Genomic DNA, 20117 nt, shown 5'->3' on the forward strand with positions numbered 1-20117 from the left:
CCGGCGGTCAGCCCGCTTCGGTGGCCCCGGCCTCCGCGGCCACCGCTTCCACCGGCACCTTCTCCAGGGACGTGGCGGCCTCCCCGCCGGGCTCCGGCGCCCGCTCCGCCGCCCCGGGGGCCGCGGGCGGGACGGGACCGGGCGGCTTCTCCATGGAGATCTTCAGCTCCTCGCCCACGGCGCTCGGCCCCGGTCCCGGCGGTTCGTGGTCCGCCGGGCCGGCGCCGGGCCGCTCCTGGGCACCGGCGGGCTCCGACCGCGGCGGCAGCAGGTCCAGCACCGCCTGCCGGTGGGTCTCGCCGACGGCGTCGTCGTACGGGTCGGGCGTGGCCGGGACCTGCAGCCGGAGCACCGGGCCCGTGCCGAGGCGGGCGTAGCCGCGGCCCGGCGGGACTTCGTCGACGGTGCTGGTGGGCGGGGGCGCACCGAGCGCGGCCGTCAGCTGCTCCGCCGTCGCGGGGCCGAGGACGACACGCGCGCGGGTGTGCTGACGCACCGCGTCGCTGAGGTGGTGCAGGCAGTCGAGCTGTTCGGCGACCACCACGGTGACGTTGGCCGGGCGGCCGTGCCGCAGCGGCACCTGGAGGAGGGACTGCGGGTCCTCGTGGCCGTCGGCCGCGGCCAGGTGGGTGAACGCGCTGGGACGGTCGAGCAGCAGCCACAGGGGCCGCCGGGTGTCCTCGGGCGGCGGGTCGCCCGCCTGGTGGGCCCGGTTGACGGCGATCAGCCGGCGCTCGGTCTCGCGCGTCGCCCACTCCAGCGAGGTCCGGGCGCCGGCCGGGCCGCACTCGACGGCCAGCACGCCGTCCCGTCCCGCCAGGCAGGCGTACTCGCCGGTGCCGCCGCCGTCGATGATCATCACGTCACCGTGCCGGAGAGCCTGCAGGGCGATGGAGCGCAGCAGGGTGGACGTGCCGCTGCCCGGCTGGCCGGCCGCGAGCAGGTGCGGCTCGGTCGAGCGGATGCCGGTCCGCCACACGACGGGGGGCACGTCGCGCTGTTCGGCGCCGTGGGTGAGCGGCAGCGTCCGCCGGACCCGGCTGGGGTCGGTGAAGCCCAGCACCGTCTCGCCCGGTGCGGTGACGAAGCGCTGGGCGACCACGTCGGCGGGCAGCGGGTCGAGGACGCGCACCGTGAGCCGGTTGCCCTCCTCGTCCCAGTCGAAGTGGTATTCGCGGCAGCGCCCCGACTTGGCGGCGAGCAGGTGCTCGATCCGGGTCCGCGCCTCCGCCTCGCCGTCGGCGAAGTAGGCGGGGTAGGCGATCACCAGGTGGGAGATCCGGCCGGTGCCGTCGAACTCGTACTCGGGGAAGGCGCTCTCCCAGGGACCGCCGTGGACGTACAGCGGTTCCGGGTCGTCGGGAGCACCGAAGCAGGGCACGAGGGCCTCGTAGAGGGACTTCAGCCGCTGGACCTGCGACTCGTCGGGACCCTCGGGAACGCGTGGGGTGCGGTCCCGGCCCTGCCAGGCCGCCGCCGCCATCAGGGTGATGCCCGCGAGGAGCGGGCCGTACGGCAGCAGCGCCACGACCAGGATCACGGACGCCACCAGGAACAGCAGCGCGCCGCGCTTGTCCTTGGGGGTGTCGGACAATCTGCGCCGCCCGGCCGAGGCCAGTCGGCGCAGACCGCGCGTGATCGTGATCAGCGGGTGGAGGACGTCGGTGGCGCTGTCGGCCGCCGTCCGGGCCAGCTCCCGGCTCCGGGCGAGCTGCGCGCTGCCGTTGCTCAGAATGCGGGGGAGGGGGCGCCGGGCCACTGCTGTCTCCAGGGGGTGCGTACGGGCGGGCGGGGCGTGCAGCGGGTCAGAACTTGATGCCGCCGAGCAGGCTGGCGAGACTCTCGCCGCCCGCCTTGATGCTCGGTGCGATGGCCGTACTGGCCAGGTAGAAGCCGAACAGCATGGCGACGATGGCGTGCAGCGGCTTCAGGCCGTCCTTGCGGCAGAAGATGAACAGGACGATGCCGAGCAGCACGACGCCGGAGATCGAGAGGATCATGTGAGTTCTCCTGGTTTGCGGGGACAGTCACCATGAGTACTTCCAGGCTCACAGAATGTATCTATACTATTAAAGGTGCAACTGGGTGATTTGTGGTGGAATTCGCCCATCAGGCGGAGTGTCCGGGGAACGCCCGCCACGGGCCGGGCACGCGGGGACCGACCCCGGGTGATCTTTACCTCGGGCGCCGCGGCTCATGTGCCGCGCGAGCCGATACCCTGGCGATTCACCCGTACGACCGCACCGCTCGCGGCCGTACGCCCTGTCCCCCTGTACGACGTGATCCGCAGTGAGAGGCGGTCCGGCGATGACTGAACCCCCCGACCCCGAGGTCGTGGAGCTGGCGACCAGGATCTTCCAGATGGCCCGGCGCGGCCGGACCGAGGAACTCGCGGCCTACGTGGACGCGGGCGTGCCGGCCAACCTCACCAACGACCGGGGTGACTCGCTCGTCATGCTCGCCGCCTACCACGGCCACGCCGAGGCGGTGCGCGCCCTGCTGGAGCGCGGTGCCGACGCCGACCGCGTCAACGACCGGGGCCAGACCCCCCTCGCCGGGGCGGTCTTCAAGGGGGAGACCGAGGTCATCGAGGCGCTCCTGCAGGGCGGTGCCGATCCCACCCTCGGCACCCCCTCGGCGGTCGACACGGCCCGCATGTTCGAACGGACGGAACTGCTGGAGCTGTTCGGCGCGCGCTGACCGGCGCGCCGCACGGGACACACGAGGACAACGGGGGAGGCGGTACGGGGCCGCCGGAATTTCGGTCGCGGCAGATGTGACCGCCGGGTCATCATGACGACGTGATTCACGGACGCGATGGCCGGGCAGGTGTTGCCGCACCGCGCGGGCGTGACGCGGCCCGTATGGGCCACCGACGAGAGGCAGAGGAACATGGTCTACAGCAAGCAGGAAACGGCGGGCGCCCCGACGTGTTGTCACGCGGCCAGGTAATGCACGTCCCCGGTTGCGTCGACGCTTGATGTGAGGCTGTTTCCCATGTTCGATCCGGACATAGCGCCCAGCGGCACGCTGCTCGGCCTGCTCCAGCGAGGTCGCGGCGACGGCACGCTCCACGCGCTCACCGCGCCGCGCCCGGAGGCGCTCGCGGCCCTCAACCACTGCGTGCTCAACGACCCCCGCCACGACTGGCAGGTCGAGAACCGCTCCCTCTACTACGCCCGCCTCCACCTCGATCTGCACGGCGACCTGGACGCGATCGAGGCCCACCTCTTCGACCCCGAGGACCTCCTGGACACCGAGGAGTCCCGCACCGGGCTCGCCCTGGCCGTCCTCGGCCACCTCGCCTCCTACGGCAGGGGCGACGCCCTCGCCCTGTTGCGCAGGTACGCCGCTCACGGCTCCAACTGGGCCTGGGCCCTGGACGAACTCGCCCTGCGCGACGACGACGCGGGGCTGCGCTCCCTCGCGCAGCCGGTGCTCGACCGGTTCCCCACCGACCCCGAGGGTCAGGCGGAACTCGCCGCCACCGTCCGCGACGCCTTCGAACCCCGGCCCTGGCGCCTGTGGGCCGACGATCCCCGCCCCGCCGTGTCCGCCCGGGTGCGCGCCGCCCAGGAGACGGGGTGCTTCGACCGCTGGCAACGCCAGATGCGCCCCACCGGGCCCCGCCCCGGCTGGAGCGTGGAAGCGGTGCTCGACTGGGCCCAGCAGGGCCTGGAGCGCGGCGCCGCCCTCCACGTCCCCGCCGCCCGCTGCCTGGCCGCCGTGGCCGGCCCCGACGACCGGGCCGAGATCGTCCGGGCCGCCCGGGACGGCGCCGACGGAGCCCGCTGCACCGCCCTGCGGTATCTCGCCGACCACCACGCTCCCGACGCCCTCACCCTGATCGAGGACGCCGTCGCCACCGGTTCCGCGGCCGTCGCCGACGCGGCGGTCGACGCCTTCGAACGCATGCGCAGTCTCGCCGCCGTCGACCGGGCCCGCCGCTGGGCCGGCCGTCCGGACCGGCTCGGCGCCGCCGCCGGACGCGTCCTCGCCTGCCGCGGTGGTGTCCAGGACCGCGAGCCGGTCCTGGCCGCGCTCCGCGAGGCGGTACGCGGCGAGGGCCCCGACGCGACCACCCTGTGGACCCTCGTCGACGGCGCCGGACGCCTCGGCATCACCTGCGCCGCCCCCGTCCTGCGCCACGTCTACCGCGAGACCGCCTCGTCCCACCTGCGCGGCCGGACCGCCCGCGCCCTGGCCGCGACCGACCCCTCCTTCGCCGCCGGCCTCGCCGTCGAGTGCCTCTGGGACTGCGAGGAGTCCACCCGCGAGATCGCCGCCCGGCACGCCGGCACCGGGGACTCCCGCGTCGTCGAACGCCTGCGCCGCCTCGCCGCCGACCCGGCCGAGGAGGCCGAGGTGCAGACCGCGGTCCGCAGCCGCATCGGCCCCGAGGAGCCCGCCGTGTGAGAGCCGCCCCCCTCCTTACCTCCCGCGGGGAGGTGAGGAGGGGATGCGTCAGCGGCGGCGTACGGCGACGAAGCGGACGGGCGTGCCGGGCGACGCCTGGGCCGCCGCCGGCAGGTCGTCCGGGTGCACCACCGCGATCACCGGGTAGCCCCCCGTCGTCGGATGGTCGGCCAGGAACACCACCGGTGTCCCCTCCGGCGGCACCTGCACCGCGCCCAGCACCATCCCCTCGCTCGGCAGTTCCTCCCGCCGGGCCCGCTCCAGCGCCGGCCCGGTCGTGCGCAGACCGATCCGGTTGCTCGACGGGGAGACGCGGTACGTCCGGGACGTGAAGATCCGTACCGCCTCCGGGGTGAACCAGTCGTCCCGGGGGCCCGGCGTCACCCGCAGCACCAGCTCCGCAGGGGGAGCCGGCCGCGGGGCGACGTCCACCCGCGCGGGCGGCGCCGCCGGGGTGCCCAGCGGCAGCACCGCGCCGTCCGTCAGGGGCGCCGGGCCCAGTCCCGACAGCAGGTCCGTCGAACGGCTGCCGAGCACCGGATCCACGGCGATCCCGCCGGAGACGCCCACATAGGCGCGGACACCACGGCACGCGCGGCCGACCTCCAGCACCTCCCCGGCCCGCACCCGGACCGGCGCGCCCCAGGCGGCCGGACGGCCGTCCACGGTGACCGGGCACGGCGCCCCGGCCACCGCGACCGTCACCGCCGAACGGGGGCGCAGCGCGCAGCCGTCGACGGTCGTCTCCAGGACGGCCGCGTCCGGCGCATTGCCGACCAGCCGGTTGACGAGCGCCGCCGCGGGTCCGTCCAGCGCCCCGGAACGCGGCACACCGAGGTGGGCATGGCCCGGGCGGCCCTGATCCTGCACCGTGGTCAGCGCCCCGGCCCGGACCACCGCCAGCGCACGGTCCGTCATGCCGCCGCCACCGCGCTCGCGGTGCCCGCCCCCGCCGCCGGGTCCGCCGGCTCCGGGTCGCCGACCGGCACGAAACGCACCCGGGTGCCCGGCACGAGGAGCGCCGCGGGCTCCCGCGCGGGGTCCCACAGGACCACGTCCGTCGTACCGATCAGCTGCCAGCCGCCCGGCGACGTCCTCGGATACACCCCCGTATACGGCCCGGCCAGGGCGACCGAACCCGCCGGCACCGCCGTGCGCGGTGTCGCCCGGCGCGGGGTGTCGTAGCGGCCGGGCAGCCCCGTCAGGTAGCCGAAGCCGGGGGCGAAACCGCAGAAGGCCACCCGGAACTCGGCGCCTGCGTGGATCCGGGCCACCTCCGGCACGGACACCCCCCAGTGCGCGGCGACCTCCGCGAGGTCGGGGCCGTCGTAGCGCACCGGGACCTCGACCGTGCGCGGCGGGGCGGGAGCCGCCGGCGGAAGCCGGGTCGCGGCCAGGTCCGCGGCCGGCCCGGCCGGGTCGGCCAGGCCGTCCAGCAGCACCGTGCGGGCCGCCGGCACGATCTCGCGCATCCGCAGGGAGCCCGCCGCCCGGCGGCGCAGCAGCTCGGCGTGGAGCGCCTGCGCCTCCTCACCCGAGGAGACCTCGATCAGCAGGGCGTCCGTACCGACCGGCAGCACCCTCATGCGAACGCCTCCAATCGCAGCCCCGCCGCCTCCAGCCGGCCCCGCACCAGCCGGGCCATGGCCACCGCGCCGTCCGTGTCGCCGTGCAGGCACAGAGAACGCGCCCGCACCTCGATCGACCGACCGGACAGCGCCTCGACCCGCCCCGAGCGGGCCAGGTCCACGGAGCGGGCGACCACCGCCGACGGATCGGCGACCACGGCACCGGCCACGTGGCGCGGCACCAGCGTGCCCTCGTCGGTGTACGCGCGGTCGGCGAACGCCTCCGTGACCGCCGTCAGGCCCGCCTTCGCCGCCACCTCCAGCAGCCGGGAGCCGGGCAGGCCGAGCACCGGCAGCGTGGGGTCCGCCAGCAGGATCCCGTCGACGACCGCCTCGGCCTGCTCCTCGTCGTGGACGACCCGGTTGTAGAGGGCGCCGTGCGGCTTGACGTAGGACACGCGGGAGCCCGCCGCGCGGGCGAAGACCTCCAGCGCGCCGATCTGGTACGCGACCTCGGCCGCGAGTTCGGCGGGCGGTACATCCATCGCCCGCCGCCCGAACCCGGCCAGGTCGCGGTAGGCGACCTGCGCGCCGATCCGCACTCCCCGCGCGGCCGCCAGGTCGCACACCCGGCGCATGGTGACGGGGTCCCCGGCATGGAAGCCGCAGGCCACATTGGCGCTGGTGACGACCGACAGCAGCTGTTCGTCGTCGGTGAGCCGCCAGCGGCCGAAGCCCTCGCCGAGGTCGGCGTTCAGGTCGATCGGGATCATGGAACTCTCGTGTCTCCTTCCGGTGGGACGCGGCACGGGCGGCTGCGTCAGAGCACCCGGTACTGGTCGTCGCGGGCGTCGGTGAGGAACATGCGGCCCGGTGCGTGGGTGATGGCGAACGGCGGACGCGAGGCCGTCACCGCGGCCTGTGGGGTCACCCCGCAGGCCCAGAACACCGGGATGTCGTCGGGTTCGGCGTCCACGGCCTCGCCGAAGTCGGGCCGGGTCAGGTCGTCGATGCCCAGGGCCGCGGGGTCACCGCAGTGCACGGGGCCGCCGTGCACCGCCGGCAGCAGGCTGCTCTCCCGGATCGCCGCCGCCAGGTGCCGGGGCGGCACCGGCCGCATGGAGACCACCAGCGGGCCGCGCAGCCTGCCCGCCGGACGGCATCGCCGGGCCGTCACGTACATGGGCACGTTGCGGCCCTGCTCGACGTGCCGGATCGGCACGCCCGCCGCCGACAGCGCCCACTCGAAGGTGAAGCTGCACCCGATCAGGAAGGAGACCAGGTCGCCGCGCCAGTGCGCGCGCACGTCCGTCGGCTCGTCGACCAGCTCGCCGTGCTCCCAGACCCGGTAGCGCGGCAGGTCGGTGCGCAGGTCCGCGCCGTCCGCGAGGACGGTGGTGACGGCCCCCGCGTCGGTGACGTCCAGGACGGGACACGGCTTGGGATTGCGCTGGCAGAACAGGAGCATCTCGTACGCCCAGTCCGCGGGCACCGAGATCAGGTTCGCCTGGGTGTGGCCCGCCGCGACGCCGGCCGTCGGCCCCGACAGCCCGTCCCGCACGCGCGCGCGGGCCGTCGCCGGGCTCCACGCGCGCGCGTCCTCCTCGGCCAGGACCACCGGGCGGTCGTCCCCGGCGGCCGGCGGGAGGTTCCCCGGCGTGCCGGCCGGGTGGTCCCCTGGTGTGTGGGCCGGGCGGTTGTCTGGTGTGTGGGCCGGGCGGTTTTCCTGGGTGTCGGCCGGGTGGCCGGCCGACGCGCGCCCGGCGGGCGCGTGTGCAGCCGTGTCCGGCCGGTGCTCGGTGCGGTTCACACCAGTTCCTTCCCCCGGGTCTCCGGCAGTCCCAGCAGCGCCAGCGCCGCCACGCCGTAGCCGATCGCGCCGAACACCAGCGCACCGCCCACGCCCCAGCTGTCGGCGAGGAAACCCACCATCGTCGGGAACACCGCGCCCACGGCCCGCCCGGTGTTGTACGTGAAGCCCTGCCCGGTGCCGCGCACCGCCGTCGGGTACAGCTCGCTGAGGTAGGAGCCGAAGCCGCTGAAGATCGCCGACATGCAGAAGCCCAGGGGGAAGCCCAGCACCAGCACCAGGGTGTCGGCGCCGCTCGGCAGATTCGCGTACGCCAGGATGCAGACCGCCGACAGCAGCGCGAACAGCCAGATGTTGCGCCGCCGCCCCAGCACATCGGTCAGGTAGCCGCCGGTGAGGTAGCCGAGGAAGGCGCCCGATATCAGGAACGTCAGATAACCGCCGGTGCCGACGACCGACAGGTCCCGCTCGGTCTTCAGGTACGTCGGCACCCAGGTGGCCAGGGTGTAGTAGCCGCCCTGGACGCCGGTGGAGAGCAGCACCGCGAAGACCGTGGTGCGCAGCAGCCCCGGGGCGCCGGGCCGGCCGGGCCGCAGGATCACGGCGAACGAGCCCTTCTGCGGGCTCCGCTCCCGGGCCTCGGCGGCCTCAGGGGCGTCCCGCACACTGCGCCGGACCCACACCACGAGCAGCGCGGGCAGGGCGCCGGTCCAGAACATCACCCGCCAGGCCAGGTCGGGGTCGAGCAGCGAGAAGATCACCGTGTACACGACCACGGCAAGGGTCCAGCCCACGGCCCAGGCACTCTGGATCGCGCCCAGTGTGCGGCCCCGGTGCTTCGCGCTCGCGTACTCGGCGACCAGGATCGCGCCGACCGCCCACTCACCGCCGAAGCCCAGCCCCTGCAGCGCGCGGAAGACCAGCAGCGTCTCGTAGTTCGGGGCGAACCCGCAGGCGACGGTGAACACGGCGTAGGTGATCACCGTCAGCAGGAGCGCCTTGACCCGGCCGATCCGGTCCGCCAGCACGCCGGCGAGGGCGCCGCCCACCGCGGAGACCACGAGGGTGACGGTGGTGAGCAGCCCGGTCTGACCGCTGTTGAGGCCGAAGTAGGCGGACAGCGCGACCATCGTGAGCGGCAGCGTGAAGTAGTCGTAGGAGTCGAGGGCGTAGCCGCCGAACGCGCCGCCGAAGGCGCGTCGGCCGCGCGGACCGAGGGCCCGCAGCCAGCCGAACGGCCCGTCGTCCTCGGCGCGTTCGGCCGGGGCGGGCCGGTGCTTGTCGATCAGGGTGCGTGGGGGAGGGGGTGTGCTCATGGGCCGGCCTCGCAGACGGAAGGAGGGGGGATGCGGACGGTGGTGATGAGCGAGTGATGAGCGGGTGGTTCGGAAGGGCCGGCGCCGGTGTGGGGGAGACGCCGTGCGGAGCAACGTAGAGGATCGTTGAACGATCCTTCAATACCCTTGTTGTCTCGGTCTCCGGCATACGATTGAATTCCGGGCATGGCAGAGCAGTTGAGCGGACTGGCCGACGACCGCGCCCTGCTGGGCCGGACCAGCACCGCCGAGCGGGTGTCGGCCATCCTCAGGAGCCGGATCGCCGACGGCTACTTCCCGCCCGGGACACGGCTGTCGGAGGACAGCATCGGCGGCGCGCTCGGCGTCTCCCGCAACACGCTCCGCGAGGCGTTCCGGCTGCTCACCCACGAGAGGCTGCTCGTCCACGAGTTGAACCGGGGCGTGTTCGTGCGGGTGCTGGCGGTCGAGGACGTGGAGGACATCTACCGCACCCGCCGGCTCGTCGAGTGCGCGGTGGTCCGCGGGCTCGGCGCCCCGCCCCACCGGCTCGACGCGCTCGCCGCGGCGGTGGAGGAAGGCCGCCGGGCGGCTCGCGAAGGTGACTGGAAAGGGGTGGGTACGGCCAATATCCACTTCCACAGCGAACTGGTGGCCCTCGCCGGCAGCGAGCGCACCGACGAGCTGATGCGCAGCGTCTTCGCCGAACTCCGGCTCGCCTTCCACGTGGTGGACGACCCGCGACGGCTGCACGAACCGTACATCGCACGAAATGTCGCCCTGCTCGAAGCCCTGCGGTCTGGGGACCTGCGGCACGCCGAGGAACTGCTCGCCGGGTACCTCGACGACTCGCTGGAACGGGTGGTGGAGGTGTACCGGCGTCGCGTCGGGGGCGACGGCGGCGGTACGGACTGAGCGGACGGACGGCTCGGGCGGCGGTCTCCGCGGCGGCCGCCGGGTGCCGCCGGCCGGGTGCCGCCCGCCGGGCGCTGGGCCCTGGGCGCTGGGCGACGATCGCTGTGGGTCGTGTGCCGGGGCGCCGTGGCGCGCTGTGCCGTGCTCCGGGCTCCATGCTCCGTGCTCCGTGCCCGAGCTCCGTGCGACAACCGTGACGCCGGGGCGCATCTGCCTCGTTTGGGTCCTTGTCAGACCGAGGACCTAGTCTGTGCACCGTGACTTCGCCTGCATCGACGGACAGCGTTCCGCCCCAGCTCAGCGCGGGGCCGCGACCCGCACCGGGCCCGGCCGCCGACGAGGGTCTGGCGCGGCGGCTGCGCGCGCTCGCGTGCACCGCCCCGCTGCACGATCTCGACGCCCGCAAGGCCAATCTGGCGGGCGAGTACTCGGTGTACGGCATGGCCGAGATCGCCCTCGCCGCCATCGATCTGGTCACCCTGAACATGGACTTCGACACGGGCGCCGACCACGACCAGATAGTGGCCCGGCTGATCCCGCGCATCGCCGCCCAGGCTCCGCGCCGTTCCGCCGCCGAGCACGAACGGGTGGCCTGCTGGGTCCTGGAGAATCTGATCAACGTCGGCAGCGTCGACCGTGGCTTCCGCGCGGTGTACGGCGTGTTCGGGGCGGACGGCACGTATGTCCGCCGCGACTACGACTTCAAACTGATCGAGGAGGTCCCCGGCCCGGGCGGCACCGTCTACCTGCGGACCACCGACGAGGCCGTCAACGTCCTCGTGGGCGCCCTCGACACCGATGTCACCAGCGCGCAGATCGCCGCCGAGGTGAAGCTGGAGGTGCTGATCAGCCGGGGCAGGCTGGCCGACGCCCAGCTCGCCGCCGAGCAGGCCCGCTACCGGACCGTGCAGTACAGCGAGACCCTCCGCCGCGCCCTGGACGCCACCCGGCGCAATGTCCGGGCGGTCGACTGGCTGAGCACCGTGCCCGACATGATCGCCGAGGCACTGGACCACGTGGCCGACCGGTACCGCCACGAGAACGCGATCCTGACCAACATCCGCAAGGCCCGCGACGAGTCCGAGGACCCCGAGCACAAGCGGCGCGCCGCCGAACTCGTCGACATCGTCAAGGACTGCATCCGGCGTCACACGCAGCTGCAGTCCCGGCTGCTGGAGGCCGGGCCCCTGTTCCGCGCCGAGCAGGACCGGCAGGCCTTCGCCACGCCCACCGCCACATCGGGCACCGACCTGTACGGCCACCTGCTGTCCCCGCTCCTCCCGATGCCCGTGGAGCGGGCGGTACGGGTCACCGACGCGTTCTTCACCCACGGCACCGGACTGCGCACCCCCGTGTCGGTCCGCCTCGTCGACCTCGTCGACATCCTGCTGACACCCCCCGTGGAGCGGGAGCACCTCGGCGCCGAGATGCCCGAACCCGACCTGATCGCCACCCCCGACGACAGCCGCTTCAGCGAGGAGCAGCTGGCCGCCGCGACCGAACTGCTCGACCTGCCCGCCGACGCGCCCCGCAGACTGTCCGGCCTGCTCGCCGAGGCCCGCCGCCGGGATCCCGAACTGCCCTACCTGGTGGCCCTGCTGGCGGTCCATGCCGCCAGCCCGCCGGTGGGCACCGCCTACCGCCAGGGCGAGCGGACCCTGCTGTTCGCCGTCGACGACGGCACCGAACTCGACGACCCGGAGTTCGGCGGCGCCGACCTCATCGTCGGCACGGCCCTGCTCGACGCGGCGGGCATGGCGGCGGACCGGACGGAGGCCGCATGAGCGGCCGCCCGGTGCCGGTCCGTTCGCGGCCCGTGCCGGCCAGGGGCGCCGCCGTCCGGTCCGCCGGCCGCGGCGGTGCCGTCCCTTCGGTCGCCCCCCACCACCACCGCGTCGTCCCCACCGTCCACCGCGTCGCCCCCACCGACCGAAGCAAGGAGCCCCGACCGTGACCGAGCATGCCGAGTGGAGCGAGGCCGAGGCAGGTGCGACAGCGGCCGGCCATGCCGTCACGCCCGCCGACGCCGCCGACGCGGCCCGGCTCGTCGCCTTCGGCCTCCAGCCCAAACTGCAGCCCGCCCGCGACCAGGAGTACGCCGACCTGCTGCGCCGCTACCGCGAGGACCCGCCGTTCGCGCGGCTCGCCGACGCCGTGGCCACCGGCCTCGGACTGGTGGTGCTGGAGGTGTCCCCCCGCGCGGGCATGGCCGTGACCGCGGCCGAGGACTCCGTGTTCGCGGTCCGCATGGGCGACTACGCACGCCGCACCTCCGCCGACGGCGGCGACCGCTTCCTGCACGGACTCGCCCACCTCGCCGTCGCGGCCCTGGCCTTCCCCCGCCCCGAGGACCTCGCCGACGACGGCTACATCGGCCGCGTCACGGTCAACGGCGTGGACGCCTTCGTGCGCCAGGCCTGCCACCGGCTGGAGGAGCGGGCCGCCGAACAGGGCGAGATCACCGATCCGGTGAGCGACGCGCCCGGACTGGAGGCCGCCTGGCGGGTGTGGGCCCGCCGCACCGCGACCGGCGCCACCAAGGACGCCCGCCGCCTGTCCGGCTCCACCACCGGCATCGTCGCCAAGGCCGTCACGTTCCTGACCGACTCCGGCTTCCTGCAGCGCACCGGCGACGACGGCGGCGGCACCTACCGCACCACGGCCCGCTACCAGCTCCAGGTGCGCGACATGGCCGGCAGCGCCGCCCTGGCCGAACTGCTCGACCTGGGCGTCGTCCCCGTCACCGACGGCACCCCGACCCTGCTGCCCCCCGAGGACGGGGACGACCTGGACCTCGTCGCCGACGCCGGCCTCCCCTTCCACTCCGCCTGACCGCCCCGCCCGCCCCCCACACGAAGCCTCACGAGAGTCCGCCATGTACGAGCTGTCCCGGGTCCGCCTCTACTCCATCGGACCGGCCGGCGCACGCTACGCCGACACCGTGCTCGACCTGCGCGGCGTGGGCGGGACCGTGCCCCACCCCGCGCCCACGCAGGCGGAGTTCTTCGAGGAGGAGCCCGTCGGCCCGCCGCGCCGCCCCGCCCCCGCCGGGGTCCTCTTCCTGGAGAACGGCGGCGGCAAGTCCGTCCTGCTCAAGCTGATCTTCTCGGTGATGCTGCCCGGCCACCGCAACACCCTCGGCGGCGCCAGCTCCGGCGTGCTGCGCAAGTTCCTGCTCGCCGACGACTGCGGCCACGTGGCCCTGGAATGGCAGCACGTCCAGACCGGCGAGTGCGTCGTCGTCGGCAAGGTCAGCGAGTGGCGCGGCCGTCAGGTCTCCAACGACCCGCGCAAGTTCGCCGAAGCCTGGTACTCCTTCCGGCCCGGCCCCGGACTGAGCCTCGACAATCTCCCCGTCGCCGAGTCCACCGCCGTCCGGCCGCCCGTCGAAGGACAGTCGGGCGCCCGCGGCCGGCGCCGCACCATGAAGGGCTTCCGGGACGCCCTCACCGAGGCCGGCAAGACCTACCCGCACCTGGAGGTCCACTGGGAGGAGATCCACGAACGCTGGACCGAGCACCTCGGCGACCTCGGCCTCGACCCCGAACTCTTCCGCTACCAGCGGGAGATGAACGCCGACGAGGGCGAGGCCGCCGGCCTCTTCGCGGTGAAGAAGGACTCCGACTTCACCGACCTGCTGCTGCGCGCCGTCACCGACACCCGCGACACCGACGGACTCGCCGACCTCGTCAGCGGATTCGGCAACAAGCTGGGCCGCCGCGCCGAGCTCATCGCCGAACGCGACTTCACCGCCGGATCCGTCGACCTGCTCGGCCGGATCGTGGAGGCCGCCGACGCCCGCGCCCGGGCCCGCGACATCCACACCGCCGCCGAGCGCCGCACCCGCACCCTGGCCCGCCGGCTGTCCGCCCGCGGCGCCCAAGAACGCGTCCGGGCCGCCGACCTCGCCCAGCGGGTCACCGCCGCGGCCTACGCCGTCACCCACACCGAGACCGCCCGGGACCGCAGTGCGCTGATCTCCGCCGAACTCGCCTACCGGCACGCCTCCCTGTCCCTCGCCGCCGCCGAGAAGTCCGCCGCCGCGCAGAAACGCCAACTCGCCGACGCGCGCACCCTGCACGCCGCCTGGCAGGCCGCCGAGGCCGTCCTGCGGCACCGCGCCGCAGCCGACCGCGTGACCAGGGTGTCCGCCGCGATCCAGGAGGCCGAACGGGACGCGGCTCCGGCCCTGGCCGCCCGAGCGAAGGCCGCCGCCGATCTCGTCCGCGCCCTGCACGCGGCCGCCGACGACGCCGAGCAGCTCGCCAACGAGGGCGAGGAGCGGTCCGCCGCGCTCCAGGAGGTCAGCGACGCCGCCTACCGGGACTCCACCACCGCCGCCACCGAGGCGCAGCGGGCCCGCAGCGAGCTCGGCCACCTCAGGCAGCGCCTCACCGAGGTCGAGCAGGAGACCGCCGAAGCGGTCCGGGCCGGCTGGCTCGACGACAGCGCCCCCGACGCCGATCCGGCCCGGGCCGCCCTCGCCGCCAGCGACGCGGAGAAGACCGCCGTCGCTGCCTGGGACACCGCCAGGGAGGCGGCCCGCAGGGCCGCCGAACAGGCCCGCGAGGCCGCCGCAGCCGAGGCCCGCGCGGAACTCACCGCGGCCCGCGCGGCGGACGCGGCCACCGCGGCGGAACGCGCCCACCAGGCCGAACGCGGGACCGCCGACGCCCTCGCCGCCGAGGAGCGGGCGGCCGAACTCCTCGGCCTGACCGGCACGACCGCCCGCCCGCCGGTGCCCCGCCCCCGGCCGGACACGGACTCCCCGGCGGACACCGCCCCGCCCGAGGGCACCCTCACCGCCGAGGAACTGGACCGCTTCGCCGACGAACTGCGCGGCCTGCTCGACGACGCCGTCACCTCCGCCGAACGGCAGCTGTTCGAGCTGCGCACCGCCGCCGCCGACGACGCCCGCATCCTCGGCGCCCTCGGCGACGGCGGACTCCTGCCGCCCGGCCCGGACGTCCTGGCCACGGTGGAGTTCCTCGGCGAGCACGGCATCCCCGCCCTGCCCGGCTGGCGCTACCTCGCCCAGGCCGTCGACCCCACCGACCACGCGCGGGTGCTGGCCGCCCGGCCCGAACTGGTCGACGGCGTCGTCATCACCGACCCCGGCTCCCACGCCCGCGCCCGCGAGGCGCTCGGCGACGCGGCCCTGCTGCCCCGCTCCGCCGTCGCCGTCGGCACCGCCGCCGCCCTGCTCGCCCCGGCCCCGGCGGCCGACGCGGACACCGGGGACGTCTTCCTCGTACCGCCGAACCCGGCCATGCACGACGAGCACGCCGCCGACGAGGAACGGCACGCGCTGCGGGCCCGGGCCGCCGAGCGGGACGAGGAGATCCGGGCCCTGGCCGCACGCCTCGCCAAGGACCGGGAGCTGGCGGCGCGCCTCGCCTCCTGGCGGAGCGGCTGCCCCGCCGGCCGGCTCGCGGAACTGGCACGGGCGGCCGAGGAGGCCCGGACCTTCGCCGCCGAGGCCGAGGCGGAGCTCACCGAGGCGCGCACGCTGCGCGCGGAGGCCGAGGAGGCCGCCGCCGAAGCGGCCCGGGCACGCGACGAACGCCAGGAGGCCGCGCAGAAGGCCCGCCGCGCCGCCGACGCCCTGGCAGGGCTCGCCTTCCGGCTGCGGGAACGGGCCGGCTGGCAGGCGAAGCTGCGGGAACTCGCCGACGACGCGGCCGAGGCGGAGACCCGCGCCCGCACCTGCCTGGAACGCGCCCGGGCCGCCGACGAGGACCGGCGCGCCGCCCAACGGGCCGCGGACGACGCCCGGCGCACCGCGCGGACCCTGCGCGCCGAGCGCTCCGAGATCGCCGGCGCCCCCGAGGACGTGCCCGAGGACGCCCCGGACAAGGCCTCCGGTCCGGACGGCTCAGGGGACGCCACCCGGGACGGCCGGAACGAGGCGCCGCAGGCCTCCCTGCCGGCCCTGCGCGAGGCGTACCGGGCCGCCTCCCAGGTGTACGAGAAGGTCGGCGTCGGCGCCGACCTGCGCGCCGAACAGGCCCGGGCGGAGAGCGACGAGAGCGCCGCCCGCGCGGAGCTGGACCGGCTCAGCAACAAGGTCCGCAACCGCGCCGAACAACTGCTCCAGTCGCCCGACGGCTCCGACGGCCCGAGCCGGCAGGCCGCCGCCGCCCGCGCCGAGGAACTCGTGCAGCTGCTGGAGACCCGGATGTCGGGCGCGAGCGAACAGCTCGGCCGGCTGCGCGGCGAGGCCGAACGCCTCGCCCCCGAGGACGGCGACGAACACACCGAGCTGCCCGACGACATGCGGCCCGGCGACGCCGAACACGCCCAGGCCCTGCTGCGCACCGCCACCGCCGAACTCACCTCGCGCACGGAGGCGTTGGACCAGGCCCGCCAGGCCCACGCCGAACTCCTCGACGCGCACCGCGCCGCCGAGGACGCGGCCGGCGGCTTCGACGAGATCGCCGCCCTCCTCCGCGACCTGCTGCGCGAGCACACCCCCGAGGAGGAACCGGAACAGCCCGAGCCCTACCCCGGCAGCCTCGAGGACGCCCGGCAGGCCGCCGCCGAGGCCCGCCGCTCGCTGCGCGGCTGCGCCGCCGACCTGAGCGCCGCAGAGGCGGCCGTGCGCGAGGCCGCCGACATCCTCGTCCGGCACGCCAACTCCACCCGCTACGAACAGGTCCGCACCCCGGCGCGGCAGCAGATCCGCGAACTGCCCGCCTCCGCGCTGCCCGAGCACGCCCAGAAGTGGGCGGACGCCTTCGCCCCCCGGCTCCGGGTCCTCACCGACGAGCTCGAACAGCTCGAGCGCAACCGCGACTCGATCGTCGACCGGCTGCGGGGCCTGGTCGAGTCCGCGCTCGCCACCCTGCGGTCGGCCCAGCGGCTGTCGCGGCTTCCCGAGGGGCTCGGTGAGTGGTCGGGACAGGAGTTCCTGCGCATCCGCTTTGACGAGCCCGACCAGGCCACCCTCACTGAGCGGCTCGGCGAGGTCGTCGACGAGGCCACCCGGGCCGCCGTGCGGAAGAACTCCGACCTGCGCCGCGACGGCATGTCCCTGCTGCTGCGCGGAGTCGGCGCCGCGCTCGGACCCAAGGGCGTCGCCGTGGAGATCCTCAAGCCGGACGCCGTCCTGCGCGCCGAGCGCGTGCCCGTCGGACAGATGGGCGACGTGTTCTCCGGCGGCCAGCTGCTCACCGCGGCCATCGCCCTGTACTGCACGATGGCCGCCCTGCGCTCCAACGACCGGGGCCGGGACCGGCACCGCCACGCGGGCACCCTGTTCCTCGACAACCCCATCGGCCGTGCCAACGCGACCTACCTGCTGGAACTCCAGCGGGCCGTCGCGGACGCGCTGGGCGTGCAGCTCCTGTACACCACCGGCTTGTTCGACACCACGGCGCTCGCCGAGTTCCCGCTGGTCATCCGCCTGCGCAACGACGCCGACCTGCGGGCGGGCCTCAAGTACATCAGTGTGGAGGAACACCTGCGGCCCGGCCTGCCCCAGCAGGACCCCGACCAGGAGGCCGCGCACAGCGAGATCACGGCCACCCGCATGTTCAAGCGGCCCGCGCCGGCACCCGGCCGTGACCGGCAGCCGGACCGGGCCGGTCAGCAGCTCCCGCACCAGGAACAGCGCCAGGGCGGAAGCGGGACCGGGAGCGCAGACGAGGACCGCGACCGGGACGAAGAGCAGGGCGGGGGCCGGGACGTGGCGGACAGGAGCCGGGGCGGGGGAGCGGCGCCGGCGTCCGGGGCGGTCCCGGCCGGCGGCTGATCCGCGGAAGGGGCGGGAGCCGCCCGGCCGGACGGGCGCCGGGGCCGAGGACACGACGGCTCCGGGGGTCCCGGTGCGTCAGAAGCCGTAGCCCATGCGCCGGGACAGGTCGGCCGCCGCCGCTGCCGCCCGTTCTCCCAGCGCCGGCAGCCGCTGCGGGGTGAGCCGGTACACGGGGCCGGAGACACTGATCGCGGCGACGACCCTGCCCTCGTGGGACCGCACCGGGGCTGCCACGGCGGAGAGGCCGAGCTCCAGCTCCTCGAGGGTGCTTGCGTACCCCTGCTCGACGACCGTCTCCAGCTCGCCCCGCAACGCGGCGGCCCCGGTGACGGTGTGCTCCGTGAAGCGCTGGAGGGGCCGGGCCAGGAGCCCGTCCCGCAGGGTCGGCGGGAGATGGGCCAGCAGCACCTTGCCGTTGGCGGTGGCGTGCAGCGGGGTGCGCCGGCCGAGCCAGTTCTGGGCGGTGACGGCGGCCGTGCCGCGGGCCTGCATGATGTTGACCGCGGCGTCGTCGTCCAGCACTGCGAGGTTGACGGTCTCGCACAGTTCGTCGGCCAGTTCCCGGCAGACGGGGACGCCCTCCTGGGAGATGTCCAGCCGGACGGCCGCCGCCCCGGCGAGGCGCAGGACACCGGCGCCCAGCCGGTACTTGCCCCGGTCATGACTCTGCGTCACCAGGCCGCGGTTCTCCAGGACCCCGAGCAGCCGGGACGCCGTGGACTTGTGCACCCCGAGGTCGCCGGCGATCTCGGTCACGCCCGCCTCGCCGAGCCGGGCGAGGATCTCGAGCACGCTCACCGCGCGGTCCACCGACTGGACCGAGCCCGTGGAGCTGCCCGTGGAGCCATCCCTGGAGCCGTCAGTGGAGCCGTCAGTGGAGCCGCCAGGGGAGCCGCCAGGGGAGCCGCTGGGGCCGCGACCCGACCGGTCCGTGCCCCGCCCGTGCGTCTCCTCGGGGCGGGACTGCTCGCGCGTCGGGACCATGGCTCCACTCCTGCCGCCTGCCTGCCGGCCCGGCGGGAGTCGGCCGCACGCCGCGGGACCGAGCCCCCCGCTGCACCGGGATGCCGTTCGCACGGCGCATGCGGGGGCGCGGTGCGAACGAGCAGATTATCTCCAGGGGTGGTGGCCGGATGTGGCCGGTGGTCCGGCCCTTCCGGCTCCGTGCCGACCGGTCCACCGACTCAGGGTCACCGCCCGCACGGGGCACAGCCCGCACGCCGTCGCACCCGTGACGGAGTCACAGCTGCGACGGCGCCTTCCCGGACGAGGGTCACACCCGCAGGCGCCTCAGGGGTGCGACAGCTGCCCCGCTCCGCCGCGGCGGCGTATGCGGGCCTGCGTCCGCTCCGCGGCGCGCGCCTCGCGACGGGCCCGGCGCCGCTCGCGCCGCAGGGCCCGGGCGGTGCTGCGGGGCGTGGAGACCACTCCATGGCGCTGGTTCCACACCTGGCGGGTGACCCAGACGTCCAGGACGCCCCAGGTGGCCAGGATGGTGCTGATCACGCTGCTGATCACCATCGGGAACGCCAGCCAGGACCCGGCCAGGGTGCACAGGAAGGCGATCATGGCCTGAATCAGCGTCACCGCGATGACGAGCACCGCGCGGACGGCCGCCGTCCGGACCGGATCGGGCAGTCGGCGCCGCCGGGCGGGCTCCTCGACCCACAGGGGCCGGGAGGCTTCCCGATCCTCCGTCACCTGCTGTGCCACCGGCTCCGTCACGGGATGCCGCGTGTCCGCCCGTGCCGCGTCGCCGCCCCGCTCACGGGGCTGCTCCGGGCGGGCGCCGCGCGCCGGGCCGGACCTCCCCGCACCGTCCCGGGAGGACATCGGGCGACCCGTCGTGCCGGCCTCCGTCCGTCCGTCGCCGGGGGTGACCCGGTCGGGTGCGTCCGTGTCCGCACGCGTCATCACCTGGACCGCCGCACCCTCCTCCGGCGCCTCGCGCCGCTCCGCCGTGCCCATCACCGTGTCACTCCCCACCGCCGCCAGTCCGCTGCCCGGATCCGCGGACCCGTACCTTCCGCGACTGCCCGGCTTGCGCTGATTTACGCCGCCCAGGTGCGGGACACGGCTCCTGTGGCCGATTCCGCCCCCATTTCCCACAGAGAAGGACGAACAGAACGCGAAAAGGTTCCCGACCGGGCGGAATTCCGGCCAACTGCCGTGCACCGGGCCCCGGATCGACCGGCCGGGCGTGCCCCGGGAGGCCGGGTGGCGATCTCCCGCAATGCCCGGACACGTCGCCATCACGGCCCGCCGCTCCGGAAGTTCGGCTTCCGGACAGGTCTTCGAGTTAACTGTGCCTCGGTAGTAGGCTCGCGCCGTTTGTTGACGCACATGTGCGCCCCCGG

15 protein-coding genes are annotated in these 20117 nt (G+C 75.1%); 6 read left to right on the forward strand and 9 right to left on the reverse strand.

Features of this window, described 5'->3' with window-relative positions:
* Nucleotides 1–7 precede the first annotated feature (7 nt).
* Complete coding sequence (locus ACIRPP_RS16990) at nt 8–1759, reverse strand: hypothetical protein (protein ID WP_403642978.1); 1752 nt, start codon at nt 1757–1759, stop codon at nt 8–10.
* 46 nt (nt 1760–1805) lie between these two features.
* A complete protein-coding gene (locus ACIRPP_RS16995; RefSeq protein WP_164332459.1) occupies nt 1806–2000 on the reverse strand; it encodes a hypothetical protein in 195 nt (64 codons plus the stop codon).
* A gap of 307 nt (nt 2001–2307) precedes the next feature.
* Between ACIRPP_RS16995 and ACIRPP_RS17000 the strand changes: the two genes are divergently transcribed.
* Both ACIRPP_RS17000 and ACIRPP_RS17005 read left to right on the forward strand, forming a co-directional pair.
* Nucleotides 2308–2700: an ankyrin repeat domain-containing protein gene (locus ACIRPP_RS17000; protein ID WP_192235576.1), complete on the forward strand. Its 393-nt coding sequence runs from the start codon at nt 2308–2310 to the stop codon at nt 2698–2700.
* A 297-nt stretch (nt 2701–2997) separates the two neighbouring features.
* A complete protein-coding gene (locus tag ACIRPP_RS17005; RefSeq protein WP_403642980.1) occupies nt 2998–4416 on the forward strand; it encodes a HEAT repeat domain-containing protein in 1419 nt (472 codons plus the stop codon).
* 48 nt (nt 4417–4464) lie between these two features.
* Here the strand turns inward: ACIRPP_RS17005 and ACIRPP_RS17010 are convergent, their stop codons facing one another.
* From ACIRPP_RS17010 to ACIRPP_RS17030, 5 genes are all read right to left on the reverse strand, one after another.
* The gene (locus tag ACIRPP_RS17010) at nt 4465–5334 is read right to left on the reverse strand and encodes a biotin-dependent carboxyltransferase family protein (RefSeq protein ID WP_403642981.1); all 870 of its coding nucleotides are present in this window, start codon (nt 5332–5334) and stop codon (nt 4465–4467) included.
* Nucleotides 5331–6002: an allophanate hydrolase subunit 1 gene (locus ACIRPP_RS17015; protein WP_403642983.1), complete on the reverse strand. Its 672-nt coding sequence runs from the start codon at nt 6000–6002 to the stop codon at nt 5331–5333. Before ACIRPP_RS17015 ends, ACIRPP_RS17010 begins: the two co-directional genes overlap by 4 nt.
* Nucleotides 5999–6757 (reverse strand): LamB/YcsF family protein, encoded by a 759-nt coding sequence (locus ACIRPP_RS17020; RefSeq protein WP_403642985.1) that lies wholly within the window; start codon nt 6755–6757, stop codon nt 5999–6001. Before ACIRPP_RS17020 ends, ACIRPP_RS17015 begins: the two co-directional genes overlap by 4 nt.
* 47 nt (nt 6758–6804) lie before the next feature.
* On the reverse strand, nt 6805–7602 hold the full coding sequence (locus ACIRPP_RS17025; protein WP_403643076.1) for a putative hydro-lyase: 798 nt from the start codon (nt 7600–7602) through the stop codon (nt 6805–6807).
* Between the two features lie 188 nt (nt 7603–7790).
* Nucleotides 7791–9110, reverse strand: coding sequence for an MFS transporter (locus tag ACIRPP_RS17030; protein ID WP_403642987.1), 1320 nt, complete (start codon nt 9108–9110; stop codon nt 7791–7793).
* A 186-nt stretch (nt 9111–9296) separates the two neighbouring features.
* Here ACIRPP_RS17030 and ACIRPP_RS17035 point away from each other — a divergent pair, with 186 nt between their 5' ends.
* From ACIRPP_RS17035 to ACIRPP_RS17050, 4 genes are all read left to right on the forward strand, one after another.
* Nucleotides 9297–10004: a GntR family transcriptional regulator gene (locus tag ACIRPP_RS17035; protein ID WP_403642989.1), complete on the forward strand. Its 708-nt coding sequence runs from the start codon at nt 9297–9299 to the stop codon at nt 10002–10004.
* A 257-nt stretch (nt 10005–10261) separates the two neighbouring features.
* Entirely contained in the window at nt 10262–11788 is a 1527-nt protein-coding gene (locus ACIRPP_RS17040; protein ID WP_164348455.1) for a hypothetical protein, read from the forward strand.
* A gap of 166 nt (nt 11789–11954) precedes the next feature.
* The gene (locus tag ACIRPP_RS17045; protein ID WP_164348453.1) at nt 11955–12836 is read left to right on the forward strand and encodes a hypothetical protein; all 882 of its coding nucleotides are present in this window, start codon (nt 11955–11957) and stop codon (nt 12834–12836) included.
* Between the two features lie 43 nt (nt 12837–12879).
* Nucleotides 12880–17757 (forward strand): hypothetical protein, encoded by a 4878-nt coding sequence (locus ACIRPP_RS17050; RefSeq protein ID WP_403642994.1) that lies wholly within the window; start codon nt 12880–12882, stop codon nt 17755–17757.
* Nucleotides 17758–17835: 78 nt separating this feature from the next.
* On the opposite strand, the gene ACIRPP_RS17055 is transcribed toward ACIRPP_RS17050, so the two are convergent.
* Nucleotides 17836–18744 carry an IclR family transcriptional regulator gene (locus ACIRPP_RS17055; RefSeq protein WP_403642997.1) on the reverse strand — a complete coding sequence of 303 codons (909 nt, stop codon included), beginning with the start codon at nt 18742–18744 and terminating at the stop codon, nt 17836–17838.
* A gap of 306 nt (nt 18745–19050) precedes the next feature.
* Entirely contained in the window at nt 19051–19728 is a 678-nt protein-coding gene (locus ACIRPP_RS17060; protein ID WP_403643078.1) for a hypothetical protein, read from the reverse strand.
* Nucleotides 19729–20117: the final 389 nt, after the last annotated feature.

Origin of the sequence: Streptomyces sp. NPDC101219, from assembly GCF_044767675.1 — a bacterium.
Taxonomy (GTDB): Bacteria; Actinomycetota; Actinomycetes; order Streptomycetales; family Streptomycetaceae; genus Streptomyces.